At 51.7% G+C, this 14,522-nt stretch carries 9 protein-coding genes; 6 read left to right on the top strand and 3 right to left on the bottom strand.

What is annotated here, in order from left to right; translation table 11 throughout:
- Positions 1 to 9 precede the first annotated feature (9 nt).
- Both ansA and sppA read right to left on the bottom strand, forming a co-directional pair.
- Positions 10 to 1,026: an asparaginase gene (ansA, locus tag DRI82_RS21075; RefSeq protein WP_114195872.1), complete on the bottom strand. Its 1,017-nt coding sequence runs from the start codon at positions 1,024 to 1,026 to the stop codon at positions 10 to 12.
- A gap of 99 nt (positions 1,027 to 1,125) precedes the next feature.
- On the bottom strand, positions 1,126 to 2,979 hold the full coding sequence (gene sppA, locus DRI82_RS21070) for a signal peptide peptidase SppA (protein WP_114195871.1): 1,854 nt from the start codon (positions 2,977 to 2,979) through the stop codon (positions 1,126 to 1,128).
- A 187-nt stretch (positions 2,980 to 3,166) separates the two neighbouring features.
- On the opposite strand from sppA, the gene DRI82_RS21065 reads away from it, so the two are divergent.
- Complete coding sequence (locus tag DRI82_RS21065) at positions 3,167 to 3,718, top strand: NAD(P)H nitroreductase (protein ID WP_114195870.1); 552 nt, start codon at positions 3,167 to 3,169, stop codon at positions 3,716 to 3,718.
- A gap of 242 nt (positions 3,719 to 3,960) precedes the next feature.
- On the top strand, positions 3,961 to 5,877 hold the full coding sequence (locus DRI82_RS21060; RefSeq protein WP_170138743.1) for a DNA topoisomerase III: 1,917 nt from the start codon (positions 3,961 to 3,963) through the stop codon (positions 5,875 to 5,877).
- A gap of 1,359 nt (positions 5,878 to 7,236) precedes the next feature.
- Here DRI82_RS21060 and DRI82_RS21055 read toward each other — a convergent pair.
- Positions 7,237 to 8,505, bottom strand: a complete 1,269-nt coding sequence (locus tag DRI82_RS21055) for an MFS transporter (protein WP_170138742.1) — start codon at positions 8,503 to 8,505, stop codon at positions 7,237 to 7,239.
- Between the two features lie 160 nt (positions 8,506 to 8,665).
- Between DRI82_RS21055 and DRI82_RS21050 the strand changes: the two genes are divergently transcribed.
- The 4 genes from DRI82_RS21050 to DRI82_RS21035 all read left to right on the top strand — a co-directional run bounded on the left by DRI82_RS21050 (position 8,666) and on the right by DRI82_RS21035 (position 13,700).
- Complete coding sequence (locus tag DRI82_RS21050; protein WP_114195902.1) at positions 8,666 to 9,574, top strand: LysR substrate-binding domain-containing protein; 909 nt, start codon at positions 8,666 to 8,668, stop codon at positions 9,572 to 9,574.
- Between the two features lie 143 nt (positions 9,575 to 9,717).
- A complete protein-coding gene (gene mlc, locus DRI82_RS21045) occupies positions 9,718 to 10,935 on the top strand; it encodes a sugar metabolism global transcriptional regulator Mlc (protein WP_114195867.1) in 1,218 nt (405 codons plus the stop codon).
- Positions 10,936 to 11,167: 232 nt separating this feature from the next.
- On the top strand, positions 11,168 to 11,839 hold the full coding sequence (bioD, locus tag DRI82_RS21040) for a dethiobiotin synthase (protein ID WP_114195866.1): 672 nt from the start codon (positions 11,168 to 11,170) through the stop codon (positions 11,837 to 11,839).
- A gap of 388 nt (positions 11,840 to 12,227) precedes the next feature.
- Complete coding sequence (locus tag DRI82_RS21035) at positions 12,228 to 13,700, top strand: MDR family MFS transporter (protein WP_281269797.1); 1,473 nt, start codon at positions 12,228 to 12,230, stop codon at positions 13,698 to 13,700.
- Positions 13,701 to 14,522: the final 822 nt, after the last annotated feature.

Below are 14,522 nucleotides of genomic sequence, written 5' to 3'. Positions count from 1 at the left end.
CCGAGTCTGTTAAACGATATCCGTCAGTTCACCACGCAGGTTTTGCTGCATTTGCAGGCGAATCTGTTCAGGGGAGAGGGGTTGGCTCAAGAGATAATGCAGTTTGGTGAGCGCCGCTTCAACCGTCATATCAAATCCACTGATCACCCCGGCATGCGCCAAGGCATTGCCGGTGGCATAGCCACCCATATTCACCCGGCCAGAAATACACTGAGTGAGGTTAACGACCACGATGCCGCGCTCCGATGCTTGTTGCAACTCATCCAATAGCTCTGCCTTCTGCGGTGCATTACCAACGCCATACGATCGCAAAATCAGCGCCTTAACCGGTTGCAGCAAAAAGTTGCGCACCACCGCGCCGGAAATACCCGGATAGATAGTCACTACACCGATAGGTTGCGGGGTAATGTTATGTACGTGCAGCGGTAGATCGTTAATCGGGATGGAGGGTGTCGACAGGCGACGGATATGGATCCCGGCTTCTAGCAAGGGTGGCAGATTGGGTGAAGCAAAAGCGTCGAAACCATCAGCGTGGGCTTTCGTTGTGCGGTTGCCGCGATAAAGCTTGTTATTGAAAAACAACGTGACTTCGTTAACGGGGTGATTGGCTGCCAGAAACAGCGCGTTCAACAGATTGGTTTGCCCGTCAGAACGCAATTCCTCCAGAGGAATTTGTGACCCTGTCACGATAACCGGCTTATCCAAATTCTCCAGCATGAAGGACAGGGCCGACGCGGTAAACGCCATCGTGTCTGTCCCATGCAAGATCACGAATCCGTCGTAATTATTGTAGTTTCTCAGGATATCGTCGGCGATATGCTGCCAATCTTCCGGGGTCATGTCTGAGGAATCGATAAGCGGCGTATATTCATGAATGGTAAAGTCAGGCATTTCAGGGCGATGGAATTCCGGCATCAATGCCAATTGGCGCTGCAAATGACCGGAAACGGGCACATAGCCTTGCTCGGAGCGTTGCATGCCGATGGTGCCGCCGGTATAGGCGACATAAATAGATTTCTTTTGCATAGGGCTTCTTTACTGCTTGCGATGATGGGCTGAATTATAGGAGGTTGTCAGGGGAAAAAAAGCCCGACAAGCGCCGGGCTGAGAATTTTCTGAAAGAAACTACTTCACGTCGCCACAGCTCAGGCACAACGCATAGCGGTTTTGCGGATCGTTAAGTTCACCAAACAGCCCCGGTTGCTGCTTCATAGCTTTGGCCACTTCGGTCAGCGGAGCCGGGATCCAGGCTTGCATCGCTTGCGGCAGCAACGCCTGAACCGAAACGCTCATTTGCGAAAACAGCATATCGGTAAAGCTTGGATCTTCTATAAACCAGTTCAACTGCCAGGTTTTCACTTTCGCCAATTCAGCGGCTTTCTTGACGGCATCATCAAAATCGCCGAGCTGATCAACCAGCCCGTTGTTTTTGGCATCGCTGCCAAGCCAAACGTGACCCTGGGCGATTTGGTCAATCTGCTGCGGGGTTTTGTTGCGTGATTGCGCGACCAGACTGATAAAGTTTTTATACCCGTTCTCAATATTCAGTTGCATCATCTGCGAGAACTCAGGAGGCAGCGACTTGGTGACAGCCAAATCGGCCAATGGTGAGGTGGCGACACCGTCCGTGTGAACGCCGATGCTCTCCAGCGTATTCTCGAAGGTGTTAATCACCCCAAAAATCCCGATGGAGCCGGTGAGGGTACTTGGACTGGCAATAATGTAGTTGGCTGGCGTGGAAACCCAATAACCGCCGGAGGCAGCCATTCCACCCATGGAAACCACCACCGGTTTACCGGCCTCGCGCGCTGCTGCCAGTTCGGAACGAATCACTTCCGACGCCGTAACGCTGCCTCCAGGGCTGTTGACACGGAAGACGATGGCCTTGATTTCAGGATCGAGACGCGCCTGACGAATCTGCGCTGCCGTCGTATCGCCGCCCACATTACCCTGCTGCTCAGTGCCATCCATGATCGCGCCATTGGCAAAGATCACCGCAATTTGTGGATCCTGATTGTCAGGTTCCGGCGCAGGCTGGTAGTCGTAGATACTGACTGAATTAAAGTCGTTTTTCTGTTTATCCCAGCCGAAGGTCTTAACCAGCTCTTTTTCGATGGTCGCGCGTGAAGCCAGTTCATCGACCAGTTTATTTTTCAGCGCGTATTGCGCGGTGTCGCCATCTGTTGCCTGTAAACCGGCAAGCACACCGGCTGCGCCAGGGAACAGTTGTTCAGGGGTGATCTGGCGGTTTGCGGATACGGCATTGAGATAGTTCTGCCACAACCCACCTATCCAACGGCTGTCGGCCTCGCGTGCGGCGGGTGACATATCGTCACGTATCATGGGTTCCACCGCCGATTTAAAGGTCCCGACGCGGAAAATATGGGTGGTGACTTTCAGTTTATCCAGCAGGGATTTGTAGTAGAGGTTATTGGTCGCGAAACCATGCAGATCCACATTTCCCTGCGGGGACAGATAGATTTTGTTGGCAAAACTCGCCAGATAGTATTGCGTCTGGTTGTAGTTGTCGTCCACGGCATAAATCGTTTTCCCGGAATCACGGAACTCGCGCAGGGCTTTACCAATATATTGCAGCGATGTCTGGTCGGTACCGGTAAAGTCCACCAGTGACAGCACCATACCATTGATATTTTTATCATCTTTGGCTTTGCGGATGGTTTCCACGACGTCAAAGAGTGAATTTTCCTGCAGGCGATTACTTGTTGAACCCAGTAACTCACGGCCCAATTGGCGAAATTTATTATTAACCGACGGCTTATCTACCACCACACCGCTGAGATCGACCAGCAACGCGCCTTTAGTCACCTCGACCGGTTTGGACTGAAATTGCAGGTAGATGCCAACACCCACCAAAATAATCAAAATCAGGAATAAATTAAGGATAAATTCTCGGACAAAATTAAGCAGTCGCCAGATTCCCTTAAAGACACCGGCTATAATTCGCCACAATGTGCGCATGATCGCTCCATAAAACAGAAAAAGTACCGCTATCCTAAAGACCTGCTGAATAAATGTCAGCTTTAAATCGTCTCATACTATTGCATCATAACCCTACGGTACGAGGGTAGTCACCACGCGATAACCCATGTTACTGTGACAAAATGGTTACCGTGACGAAAATGCAAATCGTTATCAGGAGAAAATTATGGACGCATTAGATCTGCTACTGAACCGCCGCTCGGCCTCACGACTTGCGGCTCCCGCACCGTCTGGCGAGAGTCTGCAAAATATCATCAATGCTGGTTTGCGCGCGCCGGATCACGGTGCACTTCAACCCTGGCGCTTTGTGATTATAGAAAACGATGGCCTTGACCGCTTCAGTAAGTTGCTGAAAGCTGCCGCCGAAGCGGAAGGGCTGGAACCAGCAGCTATCGAGAAAGCCACTCAGGCTCCTTTCCGTGCGCCGCAAATCATCACCGTGATTGCGAAGTGCCAGGATAACCCGAAAGTACCAAAATGGGAGCAGGTGGTATCGGCGGGCTGCGCCGTCCATGCCATGCAGATGGCGGCGCTGGCGCAAGGCTTCAACGGGATCTGGCGTACCGGTGCCTGGACGGAAGATATGCTGGTTCGTGACGCATTTTCTTGCGACGAAGACGATGAGATTGTGGGCTTCCTTTATTTGGGTACTCCGCAGTTGAAATCAGCGACCAAAGTGACCCCACCTGACAATGCAGCATTCGTCAGTCACTTCTGATTGAGCGATTGCCGCCCTGATTGCTGATTAAAAAAACAGCATCACGCCAGTAAAAAGTCCGATAATTCACTTTTCCGCTGGCTTTGTGAGCGACCTGACTTCCAGGTCGCTTAACTCTCTTACCATCCAGCCGTGCAACCGCTACCATAGATGTCATTACGATGACCGATGTGTTTTTTAGCAGGGAGAACGGACATGACATCGCCAGTATTTCAACTGACCCACGACCGTTACGGTGAATGATGCGACTTTTTATTGCCGAAAAACCGAGTCTGGCGCGGGCAATCGCGGATGTCCTGCCTAAACCTCACCGACGCGGTGATGGCTTTATCGCCTGCGGTGACGAACAGGTGGTGACCTGGTGTATAGGGCACCTGCTCGAACAGGCGCAGCCCGATGCCTACGATGGCCGTTATGCGCGCTGGTCCCTGGCCGATCTGCCCATCATTCCCGAGAAATGGCAATTGACGCCGCGTCCGTCCGTCAGTAAACAGCTCAACGTGATTAAAGGATTGTTACTTCAGGCCGATGAGGTGATTCATGCGGGTGACCCCGACAGAGAAGGGCAACTGCTGGTGGATGAAGTGCTGGATTATCTGGATTTGGCCGCGGAGAAGCGCCAGAACGTCCGCCGTTGTTTGATCAACGATCTCAACCCGCAGGCGGTAGAGCGAGCGGTACAACGCTTGCGTGATAATCGCGACTTTATTCCGCTGTGTGTTTCGGCGTTGGCACGCGCCCGTGCCGACTGGCTGTATGGCATCAACATGACCCGCGCCTATACCCTGCTTGGCAGGAACGCCGGTTACGACGGGGTTTTGTCGGTTGGTCGGGTGCAGACGCCCGTGCTCGGTTTGGTGGTGCGCCGCGACGAAGAGATCGAAAACTTCATTTCCAAGGATTTCTTTGAAGTCAAAGCGCACATTGTGACGCCAGCCGAAGAGCGGTTTGTTGCCATCTGGCAACCGAGCGATTCCTGTGAACCTTATCAGGATGAAGAGGGGCGGTTATTGCACCGTCCTCTGGCAGAACATGTGGTAACGCGTATTGAGGGTCAGCCAGCGGTTGTTACGTCCTACAACGACAAACGTGAATCCGAGATCGCGCCGCTGCCGTTTTCCCTTTCGACGTTACAGATAGAGGCCGCCAAGCGGTTTGGCATGAGTGCGCAAAAAGTGCTCGATGTGTGCCAGCGTTTATATGAAACGCACAAATTGATTACGTATCCGCGTTCGGATTGCCGATATCTCCCTGAGGAACATTTTGCCGGACGTCATGCGGTGCTGAATGCCATTGCGGCTCACCAGCCCGATCTGTCACCGCAACCGGCTGTGGATACCGAACGACGCAATCGTTGCTGGGACGATAAAAAGGTCGACGCCCACCACGCGATTATCCCGACGGCACGGAGCAGCAAAACATCGATGACCGAAGATGAAACCAAAGTTTACGGTCTGGTTGCGCGGCAATATCTGATGCAGTTTTGCGCAGATGCCATGTATCGAAAATGTGTTATCGAGTTGGATATTGCCAACGGCAAGTTTGTGGCAAAAGCGCGTTTTCTGGCAGAGGCGGGCTGGCGGACGTTGTTGGGTGCCAAGGAGCGTGATGACGAAAACGAAGGGACGCCGTTGCCTGTCGTCGCTAAAAAGGATGTGCTGTTGTGTGAACGGGGTGAAGTGGTTGCCAGGCAGACGCAGCCTCCGAGACCTTTTACTGACGCGACGCTATTGTCAGCCATGACGGGCATTGCGCGATTTGTTCAGGATAAAGAGTTAAAAAAAATCTTGCGCGCAACGGACGGATTGGGAACGGAAGCGACGCGGGCAGGGATCATTGAACTGTTATTCAAACGGGCATTTCTGTTTAAAAAAGGGCGTAACATTCACTCCAGCGATACCGGGAAAGCCTTGATTCATTCTCTCCCGGATATTGCCGCCAGACCGGATATGACAGCCGATTGGGAGTCGACTCTGACTAAAATCAGCGAGAAGAGCTGCCGTTACCAGGATTTTATGCAACCGCTGGTAATAACGCTTCAGACGCTGATTGGTCAGGCCAAGCAAAGTCGTGCCTCATCAGCTTTTCGTGGTTTACCGTCGGCGCCAGCGGCAGGGAAGAAACGTAAAAAACCGGCTAAAGAAAAGGAATCAAAATGATAAAGAAGCTGAATTGCCCGCGTTGCGGGTGCCTTCGGTTGATATCAGATTGATGTTTCTGACTTTCAAAATATAGCTTTGCTGGTTGAACACTCAAGTTATGTTGTTGTTCTTTAAGTATTAAGTTTGGCGTTCAAGCAGGGGACAAAAGCGTGTCCCCTCGGTTGTCATTCCGGCGGACGGGTCGGCTTTAGGCTACAGGCCCCTGTAGCCGGACGCCTTTCGCCGCCATCCATGGCGGCTCATCCCTGCCTCCATTCCGCCCTCAGCAATTCATGATGCTCGGGGGAAGGTCAACGTCAAAATGAACTTTGTATCTCAATGTCTGTGAAGGTCAAAATATAGTTTTGCTGGTTGAACGCTCAAGTTATGTTGTTGTTCTTTAAGTATTATGTTTGGCGTTCAAGCAGAGGACAAAAGCGTGTCCCCTGCACCCGCGCTTTCCGCAGCACAAATTGCCCACTGCGTGGGTCCCCTCGGTTGTCATTCCGGCGGACGGGTCGGCTTTAGGCTACAGGTCCCTGTAGCCGGACGCCTTTCGCCGCCGTCCTGGCGGCTCATCCCTGCCTCCATTCCGCCCTCAGCAATTTATGATGCTCTGGGAAGGTCAACTTCAAAATGAACTTTGTATTTCAATGTCTGTGAAGGTCAAAAGATGGCTTTGCTGGTTGAACGCTCTGGCTATGTTGTTGTTCTTTAAGTATTATGTTTGGCGTTCAAGCAGGGGACAAAAGCGTGTCCCCTGCACCCGCGCTTTCCGCAGCATAAATTGCCCGCGTTGCGGGTCCCTTCGGTTGTCATTCCGGCGGACGGGTCGGCTTTAGGCTACAGTCCCTGTAGCCGGACGCCTTTCGCCGCCATCCTTGGCGGCTCATCCCTGCCTCCATTCCGCCCTCAGCAATTCATGATGCTCGGGGGAAAGTCAAAGACAAAAGAAATAATCAAAAGATAAAGAAAACATCAGGATTTCCTCAAGAAATTATCAACTCATAGTTGTCTTATTTTTTGACGTTGTTGTTTCTGTTGACCTTCCCAGAGCGTCATGACTCGCTGAGCGAAGAACGCAGGCAGGGGCGAACCGCCAGGATGGCGGTGAGAGGCGTCCGCCCACATGGATGTGGGCTAAAGCCGACCCGTCCGCCGGAGTGATGAGGGAAGGAACCGGCGCAGCCGGCGAGTCGTGTAGCGGAAAAGCCCGGGTTCATAGGGGGTGGCTAGACCCCCTATGGCGGTTGAGGCGAAAAGGCACAAGTAGAAAAACAGACTTATATCAACCGAAACCTGCTCCGAATCTGCTTTTAAAGAACAAAACCATAGCGTAGGCATCTAACCAGCAAAGCTATATTTTGACGCTTGCGTCTATGCTGCCTGCCGGACAGCCTCCGGCAATCTCCCCAATCTGAGCCCCACCAATAACGCCCCCACCAACATGAGACTCAAAAATATCACAATCCCCGTCCAGCCAAAGCTGTGCCAAAATACGCCCCCAAGCGTTCCCGCGAAACTGGAACCCGCATAGTAACAAAACAGATAAAGTGACGATGCCTGACCTTTTGCCCGCCTGGCACGCAGGCCAATCCAGGTACTGGCTACGGAATGGGCTGCGAAGAAACCCCCGGTGAACAGAACCATACCCAGTAAAATTGCCGCTACAGACGGTAATTGAGTAATCACAATCCCGAACAGCATGATGCCGATTGATCCCAACAATACCGGGCCTCGGCCATAGCGCGTAGTCATCACCCCGGCTTTAGGTGACGTGTAGGTTCCCATAAGGTAGACAACAGAAAGAATACCGACAACGGCCTGGCTTAAATGGTAGGGATCGGCAAGAAGGCGATAGCCAATATAGTTGAAAAGAGTAATGAAACTCCCCATCAACAGAAATCCTTCGGCGAACAGCAGCGGCAAACCTTTATCGCGCCAGTGCAGGCGGAAGTTGATCAGCAGATTATGTGGGCGTAAAGAGGTTGGGCGAAAATGCTTTGAGGCAGGCAGGATACGCCAGAACATAAAAGCGGCGGCAAGCGCAAAAATACCAATAACTGCAATGGCTACGCGCCAGGAGAAGAAATCCGATAATACACCCGTGATCAGACGGCCACTCATGCCGCCGATCGAATTACCACTGATGTATAAACCCATCGAAAAGGCCACAACGCTGGGATGAATCTCTTCGCTGAGATACGTCATGGCGACCGCCGCTACGCCACTCAGCGAAAGACCGATCAGCGCTCGCATCAGCAGAATGCCATTCCAACTGGTCATGACGCTGCAAATCAACGTACAACAGGCGGCCAATAACAGCGCAACCACCATGACGGGTTTGCGCCCGACAGCGTCGGATATCGGACCCGTGAACATCAAACCCACTGCCAGTAATCCCGTGGATACCGAAAGTGAAAGACTGCTGCTGGCTGGGGAAATACCGAAATCCTGTGATAGCACCGGCAGTATGGGCTGTACGCAATAAAGCAGGGCAAAAGTCGCCAGACCGGCGGAAAAAAGAGCCAGCGTGACGCGGATGAACTGCGGAGAACCGCGTTTAATAAAGGGGGATTTATTACGGGTTGTCAGGCGCGATGATGACTCAACAAGAGGCTCGTCATTGGCTGCATCGCCCGGCACCGTATGAGGGGCAGGGCGTGAGGAGGTCTTCACGGGAAATCCTTACTAGTATTCATCACAATGAAAATGACAAAAGAATTAATGCAATAACAAAATAATAGGTAGATCACAGTATGTTGTCTAATATATTAATAATCTGATTTGATACTTTAAAAATATGATGAACATTGAATTACGCCACTTACGCTATTTCATTGCTGTTGCGGAGGAGTTGCATTTTGGCCGTGCGGCCGAAAGGTTACGTATCTCACAGCCACCGCTAAGCCAGCAAATTCAGGCGCTGGAGCTACAAATCGGTGCACGGCTATTGCTGCGCAATAATCGCAATGTCAGCCTGACCCCGGCAGGCGAGATGTTTCTGCGCAATGCGTATCAGGTGTTGTCGCAGGTAGAGGATGCAGCGGCTCAGGCTGCACGGATCCATCGCGGCGAGATAGGGCAGTTGACCCTTGGATTCACTTCCTCGTCGCCTTTTATTGGCGCTGTTTCACGCAGCCTCAAACATTTCCGCCAACTTCATCCCTATGTGCATCTGCAAATGGCGGAAATCAATAGCCGCCAACAAATCGAACCTCTACTGGATGGCAAATTGGATCTGGGAATTATGCGCAATACGCGTCTGCCAGACGGTCTCGATTATCGGCTTTTACTGGATGAACCCCTCGTGGCAGTGTTACCCGAAGATCATCCTTTGGCGAAACACGCTGAGCTGGAGGTACAGGCGCTGGCTGACCAGCCGTTCGTCTTCTTTTCCCGCGAAGTGGGAACCGCGCTCTATGATGAAATTTTATCGCTGCTGGCCGGTGCCGGAATCACGCCATACATCACGCAGGAAGTGGGTGAGGCGATGACGATAGTTGGGCTGGTGTCGACTGGGTTAGGCGTTTCGATACTGCCAGCCTCATTTATGCGCATTAACGTTGACGGGGTAAAATATGTTCCGTTGACTGACCCGGAGTTTATTTCGCAGGTGTGGCTGGTTAACCATCACCACCGGCCTCTCAGCGCGCCTGCGCAGGCGTTGATGACTCTACTTTTGGACTTTCACAAGACGCCTGACGGCGACTGATTTAAGATAATGCTTATGATAAAGGCTCTGAATATGTGCACTAAATCACATAACTAATCAAATAGTTGACGGCCTATTTTAAAAGCCCCACCATAGCCGATAATATTTATTTCGAAGCGCGAAAAATAGCAGGAGCAGGTTCCGTGATTGCCGATGGCCAGCCTGGGCATATTGATCAAATTAAGCAAACCAATGCAGGGGCAGTTTATCGTCTCATCGACCAGAACGGTCCCATTTCCCGCATTGAATTGTCAAAGCGGGCGCAACTCGCTCCGGCCAGTATTACCAAAATTGTACGCGAACTCCTCGAAGCCCACCTGGTTCAGGAAACTGAATTTCAGGAAGTGGGCAGCCGTGGCAGACCTGCAGTCGGGGTGATCCTCGACACTGTCGCCTGGCACTATCTTTCCGCACGTATCAGTCCGGGCAGCATTACACTGGCGTTGCGCGATCTCAGCAGCAAAATGGTCGTTGAAGAGAAATTGCCACTGCCAGCAGAACACTCGCTGCCGTTGCTCGATCGTATTCTGAGTGAAGTGGACCAGTTCTTTATCCGCCATCAAAGCAAACTGGAACGTTTGACGGCCATCGCTATCACCATGCCTGGGATGATTGATGCGACGGCAGGCATCGTTCATCGTATGCCGTTCTATAACGTCAATGAAATGGCGATCGGTCCTGCATTAGGCGAACGTACCGGTTTACCCGTGTTCTTGCAGCATGACATTGGCGCGTGGACGATGGCGGAGGCGCTTTATGGCGCATCGCGGGGCTGTCAAAATGTCATTCAGGTCGTGATTGACCATAACGTGGGCGCCGGGGTGATCACCGGTGGACGGGTTCTTCATGCCGGAAGCCGCAGCGTGGTAGAGATTGGGCATATTCAAGTCGATCCCTATGGCAAGCGCTGTTATTGCGGAAATCATGGCTGCCTGGAAACTGTCGCCAGTATTGAAAATATGCTCGAACTCGTGCAGCAGCGACTCAACGTCTCAATGAGTTCGCAACTGCACGGTGCGCCACTGACGGTTGAGTCTTTGTGTGATGCCGCGATGGCAGGTGATCAACTGGCAAGGGATGTCATTCTCGGCGTGGGTCACAGCGTGGGGCGGATTGTCGCCATTATGGTGAATTTGTTCAATCCGGAGAAAATCCTTATCGGGTCGCCACTGAACCGGGCAGCAAATATCCTGCACCCGGCAATTCTGTCGTGCATTCAGCAACAATCATTACCGTCTTACAGTGAAAATATCCAGGTCGAATCGACGCGCTTTTATAATCAGGGCACTATGCCCGGTGCCGCGTTGGTCAAGGATGCGTTATACAATGGATCGCTGTTGGTGAAGTTATTGCAGGGTTAACAAACGCGCCTGACGTACCTGCAAGAATCCGTACTGATACCCCGGTGGAGTTAATTGCCACCGGGGTTGCGATAATTGTGTAAAATAAAACTGCCAGTCAACAAAAACATTGAGCTATCTCAAGCTCCCGCCTTGCTCCATCGCCTAGACTTTAACGGTAATTACTCTATCCCGCATTTTCTAAGTGGCGATAATTCCTTGTTAAACGGAGAAATTCCGGAGCATTTACTTCATGTTAACGCATTTTTTTGTCACCGGTACTGACACAGCTGTGGGTAAAACCATCGTGTCCCGTGCTTTATTGCAGGCGCTGGCCGAGCAGGGGCGCATCGCCGTGGGATACAAGCCGGTTGCGACCGAAAGCATTGAAACGCCTGAGGGATTACGTAATAAAGATGCGCTGCTTCTGCAAGGAGCATCATCAATATTATTGCCTTACGAGGACGTTAATCCAGTTCCTTTGGTGGAAGATGAAATTTATGCCAGTAAGGGAACCGAAATTAACTACAGTATGCTATCTCAAGGATTGAGCAATTTACGTAGCAAAGCCGATTGTGTCGTCGTTGAAGGCTGCGGTGGTTGGAGCGTATTGATGAACGACTTGCGTTCATATTCTGCTTGGGTAGTTCAGGAGCAAATGCCGGTGATATTAGTTGTCGGCATTCAGGAAGGCTGTATCAACCACGCGTTGTTGACGGCACAGGCTGTGATCAATGATGGTCTGCCATTGTTGGGGTGGGTCGCCAACCGTATCAATCCTTGTCTGGCACATTATGCAGAAACCATTGATGCGCTGAGCCAGAAAATTGCCGCGCCCTTACTCGGGGAGATTCCTTATCTGCCTCGGGCAGAAACCCGTGAAATGGCCCGCTATCTGGATCTTTCCGCAATTTTGCAGAAATAAGTTCTGAGCATGGATAACCGGTGAACGATTGTCGGTTATCCATCCAGCCATCACAGACTCCTCTGCATCCGACGGGGAGTTCTGGAATACCGCCATTATCCGGCGTAACTCACCGCTATACTTTCTGTCTTAATCTTCAATCGACATCCCAACCTTATCAATTTTATTCTCCAATAGGTGAATAAGTCACCCGCATCGGCTATGTTGCCTCATGCGTCAGAGTTTGGCTCAACCAGACGCTGAAACCGGATGAACTTGATATACTCGTTGCCACTTAGCCATGACAGCCAATTCAGTGACTGTGATCATCCAGTTACGCCAACAAATCGAGTAGAACAACCATGGATAACGTCATTTATTACGTGACGCACAATAACAGGATCATGTTTTGACCGCACAAACCCCGCAACACCGTACCGTTATTCTTATCGCCTGTATGTTGGCGATGTTCATGGCTGCGGTAGAAGTCACGATTGTGGCGACAGCGATGCCAACGATTATCGGCGATCTTGGCGGATTTTCGCTCCTTGGGTGGGTATTTGCCGCCTATTTGCTGACGCAGGCGATCAGTGTCCCTATCTATGGCCGTTTGGCGGATTTGTACGGTTGTCACCGGGTATTTTTTGTTGGAACCACGCTGTTTCTCATCGGCTCTATTCTGTGTGGCTTTGCTCCGTCCATGCTCTGGATGATTGCTTTTCGCGCGTTACAGGGATTGGGGGCCGGTGCAATAACGCCAATAGCCTCAACGATTATCGCCAATGTCTATGGGCCTACCGAGCGGGCCAGAGTGCAGGGGTATTTGTCCAGCGTATGGGGGATTTCAGCGATTGTCGGGCCATTGCTGGGGGCATTCATCGTTCAACATTTTACCTGGTCGCTGGTGTTTTGGGTGAATGTGCCCATTGGGTTGCTGGCGATGGCGTTGATTGCCCGTTATTTGCCAGTCAATGACCGGGTAAAGAACCACTCGCTGGATATGACAGGAATAGCCTTGCTGGCCATTGGCGTGTCGGCGCTTCTGCTGGCATTGCTTCAGGCTGAAATACTCGGATGGTGGGTTGTCCCTTTATTGGTGTTGGCGCTGGTCTGCACTTGTCTCTTCGTCCGCCAGGAGAAACGCACGGTGGAACCGCTGTTCCCTTTGGTGTTATGGCAAAGCAAAGTGATCGTTGCGGGTAATGTTGGTGGGCTGGTGATTGGTGCTGTCTTGATGGGCATCAGCGCCTTCTTGCCAACCTATGTGCAAGGGGTAATGGGGGGAACACCGCTGCAAGCGGGTACCACGCTGGCCATGGTATCGCTGGGCTGGCCGCTTGCCAGCATGCTGAGCGGGCGTTTGATGCTCGCAACATCCTACCGTTTCACTGCGCTGGTTGGCGCGGTATTGCTGATTATCGGTAGCATTGTCCTGTTGACCATGAATACGCAAGACGGTTTGTGGTGGGGATGGCTGGCGGCTTTTACCGTTGGCGCGGGAATGGGGTTAAGCAACATGACTTTTCTGGTTTCAGTGCAGAATGCGGCGGACGTCAGCATTCGCGGCATTGCCACGGCATCGACCATGTTTTCACGCCTGCTGGGGTCAGCATTGGGTACAGCCATTCTTGGCGCGACACTGAATATCAATCTTGAGTTGCGGTTGCCGGGTATCAGCGATCCAGTGCAGAAACTGATGGAAGTTTCCGCGCGCAAGGCGATGCCTGCAGATGAGTTGACCTGGTTGATTGATCAGGTTGCTTCCTCATTGCATTGGGTGTTTATCGTTTCTGCGATCATTTCACTGTTTGCTGTACTGGCCGCATGCTTGATTCCTGCCAGCCAGCGGCCTGAACACGCTGAAACTGAAAAGAGCTGTTAAGAGGCATACGCTATGGTTTTGATATTTAAAAATAATTTCGGAGTATGTTTCGGTTGATATCGGATTGATGTTTGTTAACGTCAAAATATAGCTTTGTTGGTTAGATGCCTAGGCTATTATTTTGATATTTAAAGATAATATCGGAGTAAATTTCGGTTGATATAAGTGTATTTTTCTACTTGAGCCAAGTAGCCTCAACCGCCATAGGGGACCTAGCCGTCCCCTATGAACCCGGGCTTTTCCGCTACACAACTCGCCGGCTGCGCCGGTCCCTTCCCTCATCACTCCGGCGGACGGGTCGGCTTTAGCCACCAGTCCCTGGCGGCGGACGCCTCTCACCGCCATCCATGGCGGTTCGCCCCTGCCTGCGTTCTTCGCTCAGCGAGTCATGACGCTCTGGGAAGGTCAACGGAAACAACAACGTCAAAAAATAAGACAACTATGAGTTGATAATTTCTTGAGGAAATCTTGATGTTTTCTTTATCTTTTAATTTTTTCTTTTGTCTTTTGTCCTTTGTCTTTGACCTTCCCCCGAGCATCATAAATTGCTGAGGGCGGAATGAAGGCAGGGATGAGCCGCCAGGACGGCGGCGAAAGGCGTCTGGCTACAGGGACTGTAGCCTAAAGCCGGCCCGTCCGCCGGAATGACAACCGAGGGGACCCGCAACGCGGGCAATTTATGCTGCGGAAAGCGCGGGTGCAGGGGACACGCTTTTGTCCCCTGCTTATATCTTGATTATCACTTTAACAGAGCGATAATCCCCTGACTGATCATCGGGGGTGCTGTTGTGAGTTTGTGGTCCCTGCTCGAACTTCGAGTTC

This window comes from Edaphovirga cremea, assembly GCF_003332275.1.
Lineage (GTDB): Bacteria > Pseudomonadota > Gammaproteobacteria > Enterobacterales > Enterobacteriaceae > Edaphovirga > Edaphovirga cremea.
Note: the sequence above shows the minus strand (reverse complement) of the source record. Positions and strands in the feature narration are given on the sequence as shown.